16 protein-coding genes are annotated in these 19,340 nt (G+C 55.8%); 13 read left to right on the top strand and 3 right to left on the bottom strand.

Features of this window, described 5'->3' with window-relative positions; translation table 11 throughout:
• Nucleotides 1-558 precede the first annotated feature (558 nt).
• From DLM45_RS06440 to DLM45_RS06410, 7 genes are all read left to right on the top strand, one after another.
• The gene (locus tag DLM45_RS06440; protein ID WP_181336348.1) at nucleotides 559-1,881 is read left to right on the top strand and encodes a tyrosine-type recombinase/integrase; all 1,323 of its coding nucleotides are present in this window, start codon (nucleotides 559-561) and stop codon (nucleotides 1,879-1,881) included.
• A 1,289-nt stretch (nucleotides 1,882-3,170) separates the two neighbouring features.
• Complete coding sequence (locus tag DLM45_RS06435) at nucleotides 3,171-3,524, top strand: hypothetical protein (RefSeq protein WP_181336347.1); 354 nt, start codon at nucleotides 3,171-3,173, stop codon at nucleotides 3,522-3,524.
• 400 nt (nucleotides 3,525-3,924) lie between these two features.
• Nucleotides 3,925-6,360, top strand: a complete 2,436-nt coding sequence (locus DLM45_RS06430; protein ID WP_181336346.1) for a VapE domain-containing protein — start codon at nucleotides 3,925-3,927, stop codon at nucleotides 6,358-6,360.
• A gap of 850 nt (nucleotides 6,361-7,210) precedes the next feature.
• Complete coding sequence (locus DLM45_RS06425) at nucleotides 7,211-7,561, top strand: hypothetical protein (RefSeq protein ID WP_181336345.1); 351 nt, start codon at nucleotides 7,211-7,213, stop codon at nucleotides 7,559-7,561.
• A 335-nt stretch (nucleotides 7,562-7,896) separates the two neighbouring features.
• A complete protein-coding gene (locus tag DLM45_RS06420) occupies nucleotides 7,897-8,436 on the top strand; it encodes a hypothetical protein (protein WP_181336344.1) in 540 nt (179 codons plus the stop codon).
• A 53-nt stretch (nucleotides 8,437-8,489) separates the two neighbouring features.
• The gene (locus DLM45_RS06415; protein WP_181336343.1) at nucleotides 8,490-9,035 is read left to right on the top strand and encodes a hypothetical protein; all 546 of its coding nucleotides are present in this window, start codon (nucleotides 8,490-8,492) and stop codon (nucleotides 9,033-9,035) included.
• 150 nt (nucleotides 9,036-9,185) lie between these two features.
• Nucleotides 9,186-9,980 carry a hypothetical protein gene (locus DLM45_RS06410; RefSeq protein WP_181336342.1) on the top strand — a complete coding sequence of 265 codons (795 nt, stop codon included), beginning with the start codon at nucleotides 9,186-9,188 and terminating at the stop codon, nucleotides 9,978-9,980.
• Nucleotides 9,981-10,469: 489 nt separating this feature from the next.
• Here DLM45_RS06410 and DLM45_RS06405 read toward each other — a convergent pair whose 3' ends face one another.
• The gene (locus DLM45_RS06405; protein ID WP_181336341.1) at nucleotides 10,470-11,006 is read right to left on the bottom strand and encodes a hypothetical protein; all 537 of its coding nucleotides are present in this window, start codon (nucleotides 11,004-11,006) and stop codon (nucleotides 10,470-10,472) included.
• Between the two features lie 157 nt (nucleotides 11,007-11,163).
• Here DLM45_RS06405 and DLM45_RS06400 point away from each other — a divergent pair, with 157 nt between their 5' ends.
• The 6 genes from DLM45_RS06400 (at nucleotide 11,164) to DLM45_RS06375 (ending at nucleotide 18,587) form a co-directional block, all read left to right on the top strand.
• Nucleotides 11,164-15,105, top strand: a complete 3,942-nt coding sequence (locus DLM45_RS06400) for a hypothetical protein (protein ID WP_181336340.1) — start codon at nucleotides 11,164-11,166, stop codon at nucleotides 15,103-15,105.
• 74 nt (nucleotides 15,106-15,179) lie between these two features.
• A complete protein-coding gene (locus DLM45_RS06395; protein ID WP_181336339.1) occupies nucleotides 15,180-15,326 on the top strand; it encodes a hypothetical protein in 147 nt (48 codons plus the stop codon).
• 422 nt (nucleotides 15,327-15,748) lie between these two features.
• Complete coding sequence (locus DLM45_RS16605) at nucleotides 15,749-16,051, top strand: ATP-binding protein (protein WP_181336338.1); 303 nt, start codon at nucleotides 15,749-15,751, stop codon at nucleotides 16,049-16,051.
• A gap of 187 nt (nucleotides 16,052-16,238) precedes the next feature.
• Nucleotides 16,239-16,418, top strand: a complete 180-nt coding sequence (locus DLM45_RS06385) for a hypothetical protein (protein ID WP_181336337.1) — start codon at nucleotides 16,239-16,241, stop codon at nucleotides 16,416-16,418.
• Nucleotides 16,419-16,822: 404 nt separating this feature from the next.
• Nucleotides 16,823-17,656, top strand: coding sequence for a cysteine hydrolase family protein (locus tag DLM45_RS06380; RefSeq protein WP_181336336.1), 834 nt, complete (start codon nucleotides 16,823-16,825; stop codon nucleotides 17,654-17,656).
• A 97-nt stretch (nucleotides 17,657-17,753) separates the two neighbouring features.
• Nucleotides 17,754-18,587, top strand: a complete 834-nt coding sequence (locus DLM45_RS06375; RefSeq protein ID WP_181336335.1) for a DsbA family protein — start codon at nucleotides 17,754-17,756, stop codon at nucleotides 18,585-18,587.
• A gap of 61 nt (nucleotides 18,588-18,648) precedes the next feature.
• On the opposite strand, the gene DLM45_RS06370 is transcribed toward DLM45_RS06375, so the two are convergent.
• Together DLM45_RS06370 and DLM45_RS06365 are read right to left on the bottom strand one after the other, a co-directional pair.
• A complete protein-coding gene (locus DLM45_RS06370) occupies nucleotides 18,649-19,041 on the bottom strand; it encodes a pentapeptide repeat-containing protein (protein ID WP_181336334.1) in 393 nt (130 codons plus the stop codon).
• A gap of 71 nt (nucleotides 19,042-19,112) precedes the next feature.
• Nucleotides 19,113-19,337: a hypothetical protein gene (locus DLM45_RS06365; protein ID WP_181336333.1), complete on the bottom strand. Its 225-nt coding sequence runs from the start codon at nucleotides 19,335-19,337 to the stop codon at nucleotides 19,113-19,115.
• Nucleotides 19,338-19,340 lie beyond the last annotated feature (3 nt).

Here is a 19,340-nt window from a genome sequence, read left to right as displayed (position 1 = left end):
CAGCGCGCAGGCTTAGTAGGGACCCTTCGTAGAGAAGCGATGGAGTCGGCAGTCGCATTGCACGTCGCACGGCGGCCTCAGGCGCAATCGATAACCCAAATGGGTCGGATGCGATTTCGGTGGCGGTTGCCTGGTCTTTCGACCTGCCGCGAGAAATCACGCCTGCGACGTGAAGCAAATGACGCCAGTCATTCGCCACGCGAAGATTTTCCGCCTTGTCGCCAAGCGGATGCAACTCGCTAAAAATAACTTACTTTATTGGCTTTGAGTTTGGTTGCGGGGGCTAGATTTGAACCAACGACCTTCAGGTTATGAGAATAAAGAGCTTGAGCTGAAGCGGTTGTTCAATCTGAAGTGGGTCGCACATCGAAGTGATGAGTTTTGCATGCAATACATTGTAGTATCGTGCATGACTTAGTCGTGAGGTGAAGTACATATACCTCACGACTTAGTAAGTTAGCTCAGATTATTCGCCACAGATTTGCCACGGGAGCTAGCTTAAAGCGTGGTTCTGTGGCATAATATGCCTGAAGGTCATTCGATTTCGGGGGCAGGCGCATGGGGCGGAAAGCTGAGAACATCGTGCCATTTAACGATCAGGCGGTGCGGAAGCGTATCAAGGACGCAGCCGGCCAATCGAGGAAGGAATGGCGTATCGAAGGGCAGAACGGGTTGGTGCTCGTGACCCAGCCGACAGGCACCGCTACCTGGTACCTGTTCTATACGAACACTCAGCACCAGGTCCGTAAGTTCAGGCTTGGGGAGCACATTCCTGACGTGTTCGGCCTGAAGGAAGCGCGCGAGAAGGCCACTGCGCACCGGGCTCAGATTGACCAAGGGGCCGATCCTGTAGGGCTGGCCATCGAAATCAACAAGTCGATGACGTTCCAAGAGCTAGCCGAGAAGTTTATCGATGAAAGCTCTACGCTTTCGGCCACAACGCGCACCGTCTACCGGTACTGCCTCAAGAAGGACGCTTATCCGGTCATCGGCAAACTGCCAGCCATCGCGGTGACCAAGGACCATGTGGTTTCCATCTGCCAGACAATCGAGAAGACCGGAGCGCACACTCAGTCCGAGCGTACAAAGACCACCATAGGCGGCGTCTACCGCTGGGCTATTCGCGAACGCCTGGCAACGATCAATCCGTGCGCTGGTATTGGCCGTCGTTCGCAGAAGGTGGCGCGCAACCGGACGCCATCTGAAGCCGAATTGAAGGCACTTTGGGCCGGTGTTGAAGACAAAGAGACCAAGCTTTCGGACGCGATACGCTCAATCATCAAGCTAGCGATCATTACCGGCCAGAGGCGCACGGAAGTTGCCGGTGCGCGGGTCGCTGAACTGCATCTGGACGGCAAGGAGCCGGTGTGGATCATTCCTGGCGACGTTAATAGGCGCGGCAAGATCATAGAAGGTAGGACTAAGAACGGCAGAGAGCAGCGTGTGCCGCTTTCCGCGCAGGCCGTCGCGCTGTTTCGTGAAGCTTGGCGCCATCAGTCTCGCGACCCGAACAGCGAGTATGTGTTTCCGGCTCAGACTAACACGCTTCCTAATGGCAAAACCCCGAGGCTGCCCCACGTTCACGGAGAAAGCGTCACGATGGCGATGCGCAGGCTTCGTGAAGAGGTCGGTGTGGACGATGTTTCGATCCACGACTTCCGGCGCGCGGCGTCCAATTGGATGAAAAATGAAGGTGTCTCACGCGAGGTACGCGACCTCGTGCTAAACCACATCGACCCGTCTGTAACGGAAGCTCACTATAGCCAAGACGCAAGGATGGAGCGCCAAGTACGTGCTGCCCTAACGGCGTGGGCTCATCATGTTTGGACTATTACGGGCCAGTCAAACGCGGTGTCGAACGTCGCGCGGCTGAGGGCTTGAGCCATCGCCTCGCGCGCACGGGGCCGTCCGTGGGTCCACTTCACCGGTTCTAAGCGCGGTTGATTACCGCAGAACATGACTTTGGGACCGCCCATATCCCCGACAAAGCGGGTAATCCCGATTTTTCTAACCTGATATAGCGATTTAATTCCATATCAACTCGTTATTCGTTTGTCCGATATTTCGGAGCGAGCGACAAATCACCATTATTATGATATTATAAAATCTGATTTCGGTCTGATGTTCCGGTCAAATCCCAACTATCTATGCTTTTAACTAGCCCTTTGTTCGGGGCTAGCGGCAATAGGCGCGCGCAATGGGCTATTGGTGGAAGAATTGCGGTAGGGTCATCTCGGCAAGCGATCCTATCCTAAGCCAGCTCAGTACCACATGGACGAAAAACCTGCGACGATGGACGCGGGAAGCACGAAGAGCGGAATTGCGAGACGAGGCGCGCATTCAATTTGCACAAGCCCGGCTGGAGCTTGATTACCTAACTCTACGGCTGTCCGAAACTCCTACAGGGCGAATGGTGCGTAGGCGGAGAAAAACAGCCGAGATGAACGCGCGCTATGTTCGCCGCGCGGGGCAACAGAAGTACATTGGGAAGAAAATTACAAATGCCCGTAAAGCAAAGCGGGCCGCAGCGGCGCGTGCTCGGCGCGCGCTCCAAAAACTAAAAACTCATGAAGTCGGGAAGGCAACCGACCACCAATTTACTCAACAAACATAAGTCGTTGGTAGCCGATGGCATTAGCTGGTCGTTGGTTACGCAGGCGAATTGCATTCAGCTATAGGGGGGGAGGCAGACAGTAAACACTCGCAATAAATCCGCTGTGAGGTTCTTGCACGCGGCGCCTCCCACCTACGGCACTCCGCCCTGCGTACCCGCATCGCTGTCACATCTAGCAGATCGCCACCTCCCCCAGCGGCTGAGCGCTTTGCTGACTTCGGTGCGGGCTTTTATTTGCCCATTACACTCCGATAACGACGAACTTTCACCAACAACTAGAAGGGACGACCTTTGATGACGACAAACATAAGTACTGCGAAGCGCCGACACCTCAACACAATGCAGATCAGCAACTATCTCGGAATTTCCACGCAGACCCTTCAACAGTGGCCTCGATACGCTGGCTGGCCGAACGACGCTCGGCATCGCAGCGGTAGAGACGTGATGTGGGATGTTGAGAAGGTTGCGGAATTCTTGAGAGCCAGGCCGCTCGGAAAACGCGGTTCGCGACCGGTTTGGCTTGCCATAGTCGGCCACCCCGAAGCGTAACCACCCCATGATCACAGTCACAATCATTCAAGCCGGTAACGGGCGCTTCCTTACCGCGCTGAACGAACGGCCTTTGATAACCACGCCGACGATCAGCCCGCTCTACGGTTCATGCCGTGCCTTGGTGGCGCTCGGTTACGCAGACGGGCCTGTCCAGTTTATCCACGCAGGAAGTGCGACCATCGCCGCACGCATTGGCAGCATCCACGGCGGCGCGAAACTCCGGGTCGAAGAGACGGACCGCAACGGCCTGCGCATTGTCGCGTACAGGCCGTTCCCTGGGCTAACAGGTAGGCTGGCACCTGGAGACAGCGGAACGCCAGAATTTGACGACCCGGCCCAGCTTCTAGCGTGTGTTTGAGTGCCAGCCGAAGTGCGTGTTCAGTCCGGTAAAGCGTTAGCCACCGTGTAGAGCGTCTACAGCGTCACCTAAACCTCCAACCAGAGCGAGAGAACATGGCCACCGCAGAGGGTGCGCGCGTGCGAGACCCGCCGTCTTGGCGCGACGCCGAACGGCCAGGGCGAGTGAGTTATCTGCCGCCGCGCTCCATGCACAAATTGTACAAATCCGAAATGAAGCGGCGCGAGGCTATGGCACGCGAGGCGGAAGACTGGCGGCGTTTGAGTATCGAGATCGCCAGACGAGAAAGAAGCGACGACGCCGTCGAATATTGGGCATCGGTGTTCGCAGCATTGCTTAGTTCAGAATTTGGACCTGTCCCGATGGACGGACGGGTCGGACAAAACAACAGGGCATTAAAATGGAAGTAGGACAGACGGATACCGTCCAAGATACGAAGAAAGCTAAATGCGGAACGGAAACGACGTGGTGCGATTGGGGCGCTGCACGTGAATTTCTGGGCCTGCTGGACGAAGGCGCAACGGCGTTCGCGTTTCAGACATTCTCCGACGACAAATCTCTTATCCGGCATGAAACGACTTACCCAGGGCTGGCCCCGGGTGAAGCTCATCGGAAGGGCGACAGGTCGAAGAAGGTCAAAAAAGACCCTCACGCAAAGATCATCAATAGCGCACTCACGGATAGTCTCTGCGAGCGCCTTGAGCGGGAAAATCTTAAGGGCGTGTACGTCGGCGTAACAGTCAATGAGACGGACGGAAAAGGCAGAAGGCTTGAGAACATCAAGCGAGTACGCGCGGTAATTGCTGATTTCGATCACGGCTTGCCCGAAGAGTTCCCGTTGCGGCCAAGCGCGCTCGTCAATAGTTCGGAGGGGAAATATCAGGCTTACTGGTTTGTAGGCGACGAAATGGAACCGGTGCTGGCATCCGGCATCGCGATCACGTTGGCGAAGGAATACGGCGCAGACGGCAACTGCACTGACTTGTCACGCGTCCTGCGGTTGCCCGGCACTTTCCACATGAAGAGCGGCAAACCTCGCATAGTCACAGTCGCATACGAGCTAGATGAGGGAAATGCCGTCAAGTGCTATCGCGCTGCTGCAATTGCCAAGGCGTTTCCGCCCACCGAAGTTATAAAGCGTAAGGATGCGGCTTCGGCTATCTGGAAGAACAGTACCGCCAAGCCCGACGATGTCCAAGCCGCGCTCTGCGCAATTGCGCACGCCCCTTCCGGCGAAGACCCGCGTGAAACTAACGTAGAAAACCGTGCGGCTTGGTTCAAGTTCGGTTGCGCCATCAAACGCGAGTTTGGCGATGCCGGACTTGATATGTGGCTTGAGTGGTCGCAGCTTGCGGGTCGTGGCGTCTACGACGAGGACGACGCACTACGCGTCTGGACTAGCATAAGCGACCGGACCTATTCGGGCCAGCCCTGCACAGTCGGTAGCATTTTCCATTGGGCTAAGGAGGCGGGGTGGTCGCGAGCGAATGAGCAACTGCGTCAATCGCTGGTCGCTGTTGAAGCTCTTGCGGTTCGTGGTGATGACGGAAAAGACGACGCATCGGAACGGCCAACCGACGCCAGCCTGCCAGCACTGTTTGCGTGGCCCGTGACGAATAAGCAGAACAAGGAAGGGAAGGAAGTCGGAACGCCTGTCGCACGTGCCCCGCAGAACGCCCGCTACTATTTGCAGTGTGCTGGTATCGACGTCGTATTCAACGAGTTCGACATGCTGACCTACGTTCGGCGGAATGGAAGGCTGTCGGTTCTATCTGAAGCCGTCATTGGCGACATCTATATCGATCTGAACAATGCCGGTTGCTTTTCGAGTAAGGAACTCGTCGCTGAAGTTGTTCGCAAGGAGGGGCGGCAGAACCCTGTCCACCCTGTGCGCCGTTACTTGGGCAATCTTACTTGGGATGGCACGCCGCGTCTCGAAAGATTGCTTCCGGACTATGCTGGCGCTGCCGACACGCCGTTGAACAGAGCAATGGGCAAAGCGTGGGCGATAGCAGCTGTTCGTCGGGTTAGACAGCCGGGTGTGAAATTCGATGCAATGCTCGTTCTACAAGGCCCCCAAGGCGCGGGTAAGTCTTCCTTCTTCCGCACACTTGCAAGTCCGGAATGGTTTTCCGACAGCGTCGACGTCGGTGTGAACGCGAAGGAATTTATTGAGAACAGCTCCGGCGCGTGGATTATAGAGCACCCGGAGCTTTCGGGATATTCCAGAAGAGAACAGAACGACATCAAGCGTTACTTCGCGGCTCAGGCCGATAAGGCACGCGTTGCCTTCGCGAGAATTGCCGAAGCGGTGCCTAGGCAGTGCGTATTCGGTAGCACGACAAATGATGAAACCTTTCTCGACGATCCAACAGGCAACCGCCGCTTTTGGATCGCAAAAGTCGATACGGTGCGACTGGCCAGGTTAGCTTCCGACCGAGACCAGATATGGGCGGAAGCCGCGTGGTTGGAGAAACGTGGCGAAAGTCACAACATTCCGCAAAGCCTTTGGGGCGACGTAGCCGAAGCGAACAAGCACTTCGAAGTAGTTGACCCGGTGGCGGAACGTACATCGGAGATACTTGCGGAGCTTGGGGATAACGCCACAGTATCGAACGCCGACCTCTTCATGGCGCTCGGCATTCGTGATGTTGCCAAGCGAGGCGGCAAGGTCGGGCGTTCCGTCAACAAAGGCGCGCGCGATGCTGGTTGGCTCCCATATAGAACCAACACTCATCGCTGCTTGCAATCAAATGGCGCTGACGACCATGCAACTGCGTACGCCTGGAGTGAGACGGCCAGCAGGCTTGTGGGCGCGAAGCCGAAGCGAGTTTAGACCAGCGTGACGGATATGACGGTTCCGTACCGTCACGTCTAACGGGGGAAAACCGGCGGTGGAATGTAGCAGTGTGGGCACCACGTGCCGGTTCTTCTGGTACTCTCTTAAAAAGATATATGAACTGTCACTACTATAAGAAAACACCGTCACAACCCAACAAATACAGGAGTTTTTGACGGTGACGGTTCCAAAAATTTGAACCGTCACGTGACGGTACCGGAACCGTCACCGTCACGATTTCCGACGGCGCGGCGCTTAGCCTGTGCTCTTGCCCGCCATCGCCGTACCCGTGACGCAAGCATTCGAACCGTCACGTAGAAGCGCGAACCGACGTGCTTTCCGGTGCGGGCCTCGCTCTTCTGGTTCCGCGTCGACGGCCATGAGCGGGCGGGGCCAACCATCCACTGAGGCGCCAGCCATGCGGGAACAGTGGGAACCATGTAGGCTACCAAAAACGTCAATGAAATCAATTTGGTACCTATGGTTCTCACTGTTCTTACTATAAATAAGAATAAGAGAGAGGAAGAAGGACAGCTGCGTTTCTCGCGCAATGGCTTCGTCCGCCCGATTTCTCTGGAAATACCGAGTACAGCGAGCACCACAGGTACCACGTTGAAAATTAATGATTTTTCCGTCCCCACATGGTGCGCGGTACCCGGATCAAATGCGGGAACATGGCTGCGCAGCCCCGTCCATGGCTAGTCCGCCCGCCTCCCTGAGCGCGTAACGCGTCCCCTTCCCTCCCCCTTCCCCTTCCCCTTCCCCTTCCAACATCACCCGCACCCGCCGACCTCGCAGCCCCCGCCGCGAGCACGATGGCGTGCGCGTGCCCACCAACGGAAACCGAATGAAGAAGACCAAAAGGACGGTCGCTGAAACGACAGTGGCCTTCGCCTCCGCATTCCCGAGACATCCCAAGCAGGACGAACTACTAGCGTCGGCTATCGAACTCCGCGCCGCCGAACTGGCCCAAGCACCTGGCCAGACCAAGCCCGGGAGCGAAGCCAAAGCCAAAGCGGAGTTCAAGGAAGCGCTTCAGGCGACGATCTACCCGCCAAGCGAGCGACGCTTCTACTGCATCTGGTCGCGCCATCCTGAAGCGATGCGCCTGGCGGCGTGCATCAATGAAGTGTGGCTGTCACGGCCTGGCCATTACGGCGCCGTCCCGCCACAGCACTGGCACGCCAAGAAGACCTAACCCAACAGTTTGAGAAAGTACTCGTATGAAGAAGTCCAACTCAGTCCCCAAGTACCCCACGGTTGCCGCGTACAAGCCTGGTCCCGCGATCCTCAAAGAACGTCCCGACCTCTGCCGCTCATGGCTAATTCCAACGTGCGCGTTCTGCGGCGAGCTACATGTCCACGGTGCTGGCGAGGGAAGGCGCGAAGAGCATTGCCCCCGTGGCCCTGATTGGTACGTCGCGGAATTTGAACGTCCCTATGGCTACACACTGAAGCTGGCAGGCGAATGCAATGACCCGTCCATATTCGACAAGGCGGCGGCCAGGAAGCAAGCGAAGCTCAAAGCGTACTATGACGACCTTGAAGAACGCGCCTTGCTCCGACGTAAAGGCATCGTCGCTCCGACAACGACACGGCCGCTACAGAGTGCGTCTCACTAAATCCGCCGACAAGAAAACCGGCTGCCAGTGCTTCGTGCTCAAACACCGTGGCAAGGCGCTGACACTCAGACAATGGGCACTGCACGGGCAAGCTGGCCTGACACCGACACAGATTTGGCGGTTCATTCTCATGGGGTTCCCAATCGACGAGGCGCTTTGGCGGGCGGGAAGCGGTCGCGCGGGCCGTCGCGTTTGTCGGCACCAAGCAAGCGCGGTCAATTCGCAGGAAAGAACGCTTATTGAGAAAGAGAAGACGAATTACTGCACGTCGAATAACGGGCAATATGAATTGCCGCTGCCGATAATTGTAACTCAAATCACGCTCTATTGCACTATTCACGCCCAAAAGGCGTTATTGGAATCGCGTGTGGCCAATAAATCACTAGCTTCATGTGATTTGCGAATTTGGAATAAACCTCTCTATCTTTCCCATTCGCAAATCACCCCCTAATTGAATTGCAATTGCGCAATGACGCGTAATTGGAATTGGATGGGGAATTAGAAATGTACGATGAGAATAATTATGAGGATACGGCACAACAGGACTCGTTAATGTATAGTTCAATATCCGCAATAAAAGCCTATAAGTTCGCCCCCTACTTGTGGTTGGAAATCGCAGACATCGCCAGCGGCCTCTCAGGAAACAAAAGCCTCGAACCACGCTTGCGCCGATTGCTTGCTCGCATAGCCGAAGACGTAGAAGACGCTGGAACTTTGCTTAGCGGTGACACTCCGGAAGAGTGGGACGAGCAGTGTCGATTAGAGGCGTTGGGGGACGAGGTAAGGGCTGCAAAAGCAGCGCTGAGGGATGCATTAGGTGCCGCGAAAATAGCGAAGAAAAAGCCAAAAACCGTTACGAATGCAAACCATATATCGGCGCAGTCGCATTCGGTAAAATCAAAGGCGCCGCTTAAAAAGAAAGAAAGGCAAACCGCAACTCCATCAATTAAGAAGAAGCCAAAACAGACGACAGCGGCAATTGCAAAGGTAAAGAAGTCGACCCGCCGCAAACCCGCCCAAAACAAACGGGCAAAGAAACAGCGGCGCTAGGATTGAATATGGCTGGCCCGGTCATCAATTGGCGATGCATTAACCAAAGTAGAGGCACAGTTGACGTGCCCCAGAAAAGGCGAGGGACGCAAAACCACTTGCGATGGTTGCGTCCCTCTAGATTGAACCTACCTCGATAGGAACAACCCGATGTCACACGACACCCGAATTGCGTCAAAATCACAAACGAAACCTTCCGATAACATCCATCGGCATCCCCGATACAAACACACTACCGCGTCGGTCCTGGCCATCGTCGCTGGCACCACCTTGGCCGTCGCCTCAGCCACCATCAACGCACTCTACGGCTGGTCACGGTCGGACATCCTGGCCTCCCAAGCCACGTGGGCTGCCGTATCAGTCGCGGCGTCCGTAATCCTAGCCCTAGCTCCTAGTGCACTCCTGAAGGCAATCCGAGCCGGCTCACTGGCTGGCGGCCTAATCGCGCTTCTGGCCATTGCCCTCTGCGGCTCGTACTCATTTAGCGCCGCAATCGGGGCGTCGGCTGGCCAGAGGCTTTCAGCACAGGCCACGCAGACGGACACAGAGGGAACGCGCGTAAGGCTTCAGACCGCCTACAAAACCGCCCAGGACGCGCTCCAGGCCCTTCCGGCGTCCACCGCTACCGTTGCCGAGCTAGACGTGAAGATCGCCGCCCTGCGCCAAACGCCGGGCGCGAACAATTGCGAAAAGATCGACGGCCCAATTTCCAAAAGGGTTTGTCCTGAAGCGGCGGGCCTGCAAGTCGACCGTGCCAAGGAAAGCCATCGCGAAGAACTTCAAGCCGTGATGGCCGACGCATCCCGCGATCTAGCGACACTCGGACCTGCCAAACCGGCCAACACGGATGCATCGAATAAGCGGATACCTAGCTGTCGCTGGCGTCCACCTCTCGACGGATGCCCTCAACCGGTGGCTCGCGCTGTTGGCCGTGGCTCTGGTTGAGTTTGGGGGCGGACTGGCCTTCGCGCAGTCGAGTGTCTTACGGGAGCCCTTCCCTACGGCCCTCGCTGAACACACCGAAGCCAACGTGCCCACTCCTACCAAATTGCAGGCAGTGGACACCGCGCCAGACGCGGAAATCGAGGTCCGGCCGCCGCTCAAGCTAGTGTCCAATACCACGCCCCAGAAGCTCACTGTCGCCAATACGTTCAGTGGGCGCCTTCTTGAGCTGGTCAAAGACAGAGGCGGTGAGCTGTATTCTGGCCATCGTGCATTAGGCAGGGCGCTTGGCTGCTCAGCAGGACACGTCGGCAACGTGCTTCGCGACCTGACCAACGCCGGGGCGGTTACAGTCCAAGCGACGAAGATGGGCACCGTGATTAGGCTGGCCGCCTGATTGTCTTATCTATGGTGCGGGTCGTCGCGTGTGGCGCCCCGCATTGACTTTAGTCTGACGCAACGCCGCGATAGGCCGGTCACAGTTAAGACGCTTCAAGGCAGGTATTTTTGTGCGGTTCGCGATGACTTAGAAACAAGTGTTTCCACATCGAATTCGCTATCTTCGAGAGAACTTGAAAGTGGGTGTTGTGTGCGGAGAAACTGCGCGTAGTAGTGTAATGCTTTGATTGCTAGCCCGAGGTTGGGAAATTTCATCACCCGGTTTTTATCAAGGTGAGCGAGAAACTTATCCCGGTAACTCAGAAACTCATCGACGTATCTTTTCCAGGCAGTCCTATCGATGTCGACGACTTTGTAAAGGCCATTCTCAAATTCTTTGTGCAGATCGGGATTGATCACCCTTGACCAATGCTGGCTCTCGCGCTCAGCGAATAATTTGCAGAACTCAATGATACCCATGTCCAGAAAGTTGTTGTCGATGCGCCTCTGAATATCGAGGAAGTTTCCGTCCACTGTTCTACGCATCATGGCCTTTGCACCACGGAAGTATCCGAAGTTGAGAGCAGCACACTGAATGACGATAATGATGCGCCGAAATTTTTCGAGTTCAGTCAGGGGTGGTTCTTCCATGTCCTGCGCGCTCTGTTTCGTGCCGCGACCGTCGCGTTACCGACTGACTAACTAACCCGAAACTTACTGACACCACCCAAGGCTCGCAAGCACGCCGCTTGCGAGTCTTTTTCACGTTCAAAATCTGACGGGCATCGCCCCGAGAAAGACGTACCAAATGATCAAAATCTTCGATCAAGCCAAATCACTGGCTAACGTCGACACGAACGCCTTCGAAATCGCAAACGTCGCAGGCAAAAACCTAGCGGCGCAGTCGACGCCAACAACGCCCGAACTCTACACGCCAAACTTCAAAGCCGACGCATTCAACGCGCAACTCGACAACGCTTACCGTTCGCACATCGAAGCCAACCTGCCGAAGCCCGAAGTGGATCAACCAGAGCTTCGCGAAACCCTGAAGGCCGCCTTCCAGTCTGGCAACATGATTGGCTCGGCGCTCTCAAGCCAAGTATTCGCCGAACATTTCCACCCGACACCGAATAGCCCTGAGCTTACCGACGATCAAATCTTAGAGCAGATTGGCAAAGCCAATTTGATGCCGCATCTTCAGAATTTCGTCGGCGTCACAAATCAAGCCCAACTGAACGCGCGCATTGACGACATTGAACGCGAACAGAAGAACCAGACTATTCTTGAAGCGTCGGGACTGACGGGAACGGTGGCGTTGTTGCTGGCGGGTACGGTCGATATTCCGACCCTGATACCTGTCGGGAAAGCTCTTCAGCTTGGCAAGGTTGGCGCATCACTTCTCGAAACAGCCGGGAAGTCCGCTGTAGCTGGCGCGGTCGATGCTAGCGTGTCGGAAGCCGGGCTTCAGGCGACGCAGCAACTCCGTACATCGGAAGACGGTGCAATCAATATCGCGTCCGGCGCAATCATCGGCGCTGCAATTGGTGGTTCGATCCACGTTGTTCTCGGAGACCGCGCGCCGCACGTCGAAGAAAATCTCGATAAGTACCGTGAAGACGCCGCGCACAATTTCCCGGAAGCACGAGCGGCGGTCGATAGATTGGACGCTGAAGTCGCGGCGGCGAACGGAGTGGACGCTAGTGTCCAATCCGCGAAGCCCGCGCCGTCCAGTGCCGGTGCCGCAGCCGTCAACTTCGAAGAGCTTAAAGCCGAAGCCAAGGCGCGTGGCGAATTGGCTGACGCAAAGGTTTCCGCTGGCCTCTTTGATAAAGTCCCGTCCATCACAACGATGCCCACGGAATGGCTCGGAAAGTTCCTTGGCGGGAAGACGCTTCTTGGGCAGCAAAGGCAAGCGTTTAGGACTTCGCCTCTCGACAACGTGCGCCAGTTTGGACGCATGTTTTATTCGTCGCCGGAAATCTCGGAAGCGAACGTGCAAGGACTTGCGAACGGTCGGCGCATGACTGTCGAAGATCATCTAGACGCGGACCGCGCAGCTCTCGGACGCTTCAAAGCTGACGGTGAAAACATCTACGCCGCGAATAAGACGCGCTTCAAGAGTGCGAAGGACTTGGCGCAAACGGCTTATCGCGCCGTGTTAACCGAAGGCATCGACAAAGCCTTTGGTGACCCTGCGGTAGAAGCCGTCGCACGCTCCTTCCGTAAGTACGCCGACTATCAGCGCGAACTCCATGTCAAGAATGGCAAGCTGCCCGAAGACTTGGAAACTATCGGAGCGGATGGCTACGTGCGCCGGATCTACAATCAAACAGCGCTGCGCAACGATAAGGGCCGTGCCATGTCGTTGCTCGAAACATGGGCCACGCGCAAAGTTACGGCCGACGTCGAAGAAGAGCTTGCTCATACGCAGTACACCGAACGCCTTAAAGCGCACGAGGCCAGCATCGCGAGCTACGAAAAACGAATGGAGTTTTGGCACAACCATCCGGAACGTCTGAAGGACTGGGAAAACCGTCGAGACATTGCGAACGCACAAGACCGCGCCGACTATCAAACGGCAATGGCCAACTGGCGCGACCGTATCTCTGAACACGGCATGGCGCGGGACAATGCTGTTGCTCAGGACTTGGCGCTGTTCAAAGACGCGTATCGAGCTTGGGAAGGGAAGGTCCGCGAGTTTCTATCCGATCCTGCCAACGACGGTAAAAGCCATCCGTACATGTTGGAGAAACCGAAGCGCAGCGACTTCAAGACATTCGAAGAGGGCTTTGACAAAGGCACGCCGAAGCCGAAGAAGCCTGTCGTCGGTGATTACGAAGGCAACATTAAATCGTTCGACAAAGAGTTTGGCCCGCGTCCGCGTAAAGGTCCGGAACCTCTCATCACTGAGAACAACGCGAAGCCCGCCGTGCCGAAAAACAAATACGGTATGCCGATGCTTCGCGAGCATATCCCGGCATACTCAAAGGCGTTAGCTCAGGACGTTTACGACACCATCGCTGGCGTCAGGTCCGCAATCCCTAACTCGTCAACCAGCCGCGTACGCGTCAAGAGCGGATACCTGCAAGGACGCGTCATCGACATTGCAGACGACGCGCTGGCCGAGAACTTTTTTCTTCGAACCGATCTTCTTGAACACGCCGAACTGATGCACAACACGTCAGGGAAGCAGGCCGCGTTCGGCAGCGTCTTCAAGACCGTCGATAGCTACGGAAATGAGGTTGGCGACTACACCGGAAATTCCATTCTGGTGGACATCGCGAAGGAAGCACAGGCGAAGATTGACGCGGCGTCTGGCGATGACCTGACGAAACTTACACTCGACCGCGATAAGTATCTTCAGGGGGTGCGCAACGAAGTCGAACACTTCCTTGGAACTTACGACCCTGGCAAAGGCTTCGGTTTGCTCGGTCCTAAAGCGGCGCACACGTTGGCATCGCTCGCTTATGACGTTCGGCTTGGCGGCGTTACAGTTTCGTCTCTGACGGACGCCCCGAAGATTGCAATCTCTCAGGGCCTTGGCGACACGTTCAAGTATGGCGTGCTGCCTATGTTCACCGACTTCCGCAATGCCGTCAGAAAGGGCGGTGCCATGCGCGACCAAGGTATGCGTTTTGGAACCGTTGCGGAAGCCGTCCACGCCACGCGTCTTCGCGATGCGTTCGAACTGAACAACCCGCATCAGGTCGGCGACAAATGGATTGAGTTTGTCGACAAGAGTACCCAGTGGGCCACCCGCCTATCGGGTATCAGCTACTGGACAGATTGGATGAAGCAGATCACGCACAACGTGGTTAGCTCGCGCATCCTGAAGTACTCAACCGTTGGACACGAGCGTCTGTCGCAGAAAAACCAAGCGTGGCTCGCAAACCTTGGCATCGAAGCTCACGACTTGGCGAAGATCGGTGACGAGTACGCGAGACAGGACTTGAAGCACGTCGCGGGTGTTCTGTATGCCGATCTTGATAAGTGGAAAGATCAAGACCTAGCGGCGCGGTTTGAAACGGCCATGCGTCGAGAGAACCGTAACACTATCGTCACGCCCGGCTTAGGTGATCGTCCGCAGTTTACGTACGATGCGACTGGCAAGCTCATGTACCAGTTTCAGAGTTTTATGCTGATTGACCAAACCCGCTTCCTCGCACGTCAGGTCCAGCTAGCAAATGTCGGAACGGATGCAGCGGAGAAGATGCGCCAGCGCGTAGCCTTGGGTGCCGGTCTGTCCAGTATCGTTATGGCGTCTGTATTTGTGGACAGTCTGAAGCGTGCTCTTCGTGACAACGACGCCGATTGGGAAGCGTTCGTGAAGCGGTGGGAGGATAATGCGGGCGGTAGCATGTACGACGCACTGGACCGCTCAGGTATCATGGGTTCGTTATTCACTGCGTCCAACACTGTCGGCAAGCTGTCCAATGGGCAGTATTCCATTCGAGGCGGAACGCAGTGGTTGGCGGGAGATGCGGAACGCTCCGAAGCGAGAAAGGTGCGTGACATTGGGTTAGGTGGCACGTTGCTTGGTCCAGCAGCGGGCATGGCTGAAGACGCTACGAAGGTCGTGCAGTCAGCGGCGCGTTATGCTGGCGGCGGCACGATCACACGTTCTGATCTTCGGCGTTTCCAAAACCTGACGCCCTATCACGCCGTGCCGGGGATACAGAACGCGCTCAATGCAGTCCGAGAGTTGTCTGCTACGGGGATGGGTCTGCCGCCTGAAGAGACGCGTCACTAAAACTGCGTTTGAAATTTGGCTTTGAGGCGGGACGTGAAGAAGCGTCCCGCCTCTTTCTATTTGGAGAACCAACAATGGAATTGATTGACGTGCTGAAGAAGCTTGCTGAGTACCAGGGAAGTAGCCTCGCGTTTCAAATCGAGAAGCACAACATGGAGGTTCAGGCCATCGCTCGTGCGAAAGGGAAAAGTCCACCGGCAGGAAATGACGAAGAGAGTTAGTCAAAGCTCAGCGGAAGAGGGCTGTAGATAAGGCGCGGGAGAAGAGGCGGGCTGCTAGGGCGCTTTGCATTTGAAGACTGGCCGTGTGCGCGTAGGCGGACCACAGAAGGGCGTGTCAGTGTCGGAGCGTAAGGTGCTTACCGCTGGCGAGAGCATGCGCGGAAGGCGACAGACAAGCGATACGTCCAGGCAACGCAGGATGCGCTTCGTGTGGTGCGTGGTTTGGGCGTGGACTGATCGATAGATTTTCTAGTGAGTACCTAACAAATACCGGGCGGGCCGGTGAATGGCGGCGGGTGTTGATAAGGTGCCGGAGAAGAGGCAGACGATATGCGCTACTCGAAATGGGACTTGCGTGCCACCGCTGGTTCGCAATAGCTGAATGACCAGTCGATTTGCACAACGAAACGGGGCGATCACATATGTCAGGCGCAGAACGACTAGAGGTCGAATTACAGCCGGACACCATAGAGCGACTAACGAAGGCTAGGCCCATAGCCGCTCTTGCAGAATTTATTTGGAACGCTTTGGATGCCGACGCCGACAATGTTCAAGTTCGCCTCGAACGAGATGCTTTGGATGGGCTCTCGAAAATTGTCCTAACTGACCAGGGCACCGGCCTCTCAAGGACGGACGCGCTTCAACAGTTCAGCCTCCGTAATAACTTTGTCATGGCCCGCAGTGGGCCTTTAACAGTGTTTTGCAGCGCTTGTAGCGTCTCCTAGATCCCTTCAAACAATCGAGAACAAACATAACCACCGCAGAAGGTGCGCGCGTGCGCGATCCTCCTTGCGGATGGCAGGACGCGGAACGATCAAGCAGAGTGAGTTATCTGCCCCACCAGTCCATGAAGCGCGTCTACCGGTCGTCCGAACAGACCCGGCGTCGGTTCATGGCTGAAGACGAAGCAGCATGCGTGGAACGACTCTTGAAGAAGAGATCGCAAAGCACAATGCCGACACTGAGCGCCGCATTCCCAGCGGATACCCGCACCCCAACATCATGGAAGAAGAGAGAACGGCACGACAAAAGGCTGCAAAGCATCGCGCATTGGATAAAGCAAAGCCAAGCGCGCTGCGTTACGTGCTTTGAAACCTGTGCCCACTGCCGAAGAGATTGCGGCCAAGGAAATGGCACGCAAGGAGAGAAATAAAGCTCGCCAGCGAAAGTATCATGTGGACGCTCGCGATGCGTTACGAACGCTGCGTAAAGAAACAGGACGTCTTTACGGTGGAGGCCCACGAGAGGGCATACCAGTATCGGAACGGCGCGTGCTTACGGCCGACGAGCAGAGAGCGCGAAAAGCAACGACAGACAAACGATACGTCCAGGCCACGCAGGAAGCGCTGCGTGCAATGCGTAATAGACTCCTCAGCGTGCAGAATAGGCAGGTGGCGCGATAACGCTAGGATAGAGAAAAAAAATATTATTATTGATGGATATACGCCGTATTGTCTCATAGCCGAAACTTATGGTCTTGGGAGGAAGTAAGAAAAATGACGACATTGGAAAGCTCCAAAAAAGATGTGAACTCGACCCGTCGGCAGTTTGTAGGCGCAGTCGCGGGCGCCGCGACTGTCGCAGCAACGGCCGGCGCAGGCACAAGCGCCGCTGGAGCAGCGACTGACGATCAGCGAAAGCTGGGAGGTATTCACGCCATCCCGCCGCTTGCGCCCCAGTGGCAGTCTCTCGATCTGGCAAAGATCGTAAAGTATCCTGCAGCATTCCTGTCCATCAGCCAAAACAAAAGTCTCTACCTCCCGACCGGCGCGCAAGCAGGCGAAAAGCAGTGGGAACGCGGCAGCTTGGCTGCAACAGTGAATGTCGTAAAAGCGGCGCGTAAGGCTGAAAACTTCAAGAGCTTCTCTTGGATCGGCTACGAGGTCTTCCGCGAAAACTACCCGAAGAGCGAATTTGACCAGGCTCAGTATGAGAGCTGGGCAAAGGGCAAGGAGAATTGGACGGCAGAACAGCGAAAGCAGGACAATGATCTTGTCGACGAATTGGAGGCACTCGTAGAGCCCGGTGACCTTCGGTTTAACGAACTCGCCCTGCAGACCGCGTTCACCGGTACTCACTTGCCGCTGGAGTTGGCACGCAAAAACATCAAGACGATTATCCTGTGCGGGATCCATCTTGATTGGTGCATCGAAGGCAACGCGCGAGCAGCACGCGATAACGGATATCTTCCGATCGTGATCGGAGACGCAACTGCTGCTCAGAAGCCGGAGCAGGAAGCTGACGCGATGGATCGCATCAACAACTTCTTCGCACCCGTGATATCCTCGGAGACGTTCATCAACCTCTTGAACGAGCCGGCGAAGACCTGATCGAGCCGTGCTCTGGGTACCAAAAACGATATAATGAGCGGATAGCGAAAATATCCGCTCATCTCTATCCTGTGCGTTGTTCTAACGGGCTGAGAGCATGAAAACTTTCAAAATGATTTCAGCGGTTGGTATCTTTGTGAGTGCGCTGCTGATGCTGCCGTCTAGCGGTGTTGGACCGTCTAGCAAATGGATGCCATCAGCTTGGGCAGACTCAGGTCATGTCCATAGCACGCCGAGCGATGATATTTTCTCGGGCTCCCAACAGGACGCAATAGAGAAGATCGTCAGGAACTACCTGCTCAAGCACCCTGAATTGATGATGGAAATGCAGGATGCTCTGCAGATCAAGCTACGCCAAGCACAGACAGAGAAATTTAGGGCGTTTCTAACAGAGAACCACGAGACGATTTTCCGGAACTCGGAAGACCCTGTTGCTGGCGATCCGAACGGTGACATCACAATCGTAGAATTTTTCGATTACAATTGCAGCTACTGCAAAAAGGGCATGTCTGACGTTCAAAAGCTCATAGAAACGGACAAGCGCGTTCGCGTGGTTTTCAAGGAACTTCCCGTTCTCTCAAAGGGATCAGAGGAAGCATCCAAAGTCGCGTTAGCCGCACGACGTCAGGGGAAATATTGGGACTTCCACCAAGCGATGTTCGCCCATAAAGGGATTGCAAACGAGGCTTCAGCGCTTGCAATTGCTGAACGGATTGGGCTCGATATGCAGCGTCTGAAGCAAGACATGGCTAGCGACATGATCGCCGATGAGATAAGGGTCTCAAAACTACTTTCAGATAAGCTCAACGTTGTCGGCACCCCACATTTTCTAGTTGGCGACAAGTCGCTAGCCGGAGCGTCTAATGATCTCCACGGGCAACTCGAAACACTAGTTGCAGACCTCCGAAAAAGCGGCTGCACGCGGTGTTGAGATTGAGAACTGCCACAACGATCAGAGCCACAAGCGCGAGTACTTTTTACATCTCGCGGGTTTAAGGCTCCAGCCCGGTCGCGCTCTCTGCACCCTTGAGCTTCGACACGTCCGCATTTGTAAGGTCGGCGTTGGTGAAGTCGGCGTCCGTCACGTCCGCGCCACTGAGATCGGCCCCTGCAAGCTTCGCCCAGTTCAAGCGCGTTTTGACCAGACGCGCGCCGCGTAGCTTCGTGTACTCAAGCAAAGCGGTCCTAAGATTGGCGTCCGTCAAGTCTGCGCCATGGAGCACTGCCCCTGAAAGATCGACGCGCGGCGGAACCATGTTCGCATTTGTCGGATCAAAACCGAGATCGGCCCCGATCAATTTCGCCCCATTTAAGCGTGCATCTCTAAGTTCACCGATGATGCGAGCGTGAGAGAGATCAGCGCCCGTGAGATCAGCTTTAATCATGATGACAGCTGTTAATACCGCGCGATTGAGGTTAGCGCGCGCGAGGTTTGCATGGGTGAGCTTTGCACCGGTTAAGTTCGCGGCGAATAGATCAGCCCTTTGAAGTCAACACCCGACAGGTCCACGCCAGCGAGGTCTTTCCCGGTAAGGTCAGGTGCCTCTCCAGGTGCCGCTGCTGCAATCTGGGCGATGACCTGCGTTCGGTCCAAATCAGCCGCGACGACGATAACAGGCATCGCAGTTGCTAGGAACGACAGCAACAAATATCGAAACCGGCGTAAGCTGAGAACCTTCATGTA

The organism is Hyphomicrobium methylovorum (assembly GCF_013626205.1).
Taxonomy (GTDB): domain Bacteria; phylum Pseudomonadota; class Alphaproteobacteria; order Rhizobiales; family Hyphomicrobiaceae; genus Hyphomicrobium_B; species Hyphomicrobium_B methylovorum.
The sequence above is the reverse complement of the archived record's forward strand: the minus strand, read 5'-3'. Positions and strand labels throughout refer to the sequence as shown.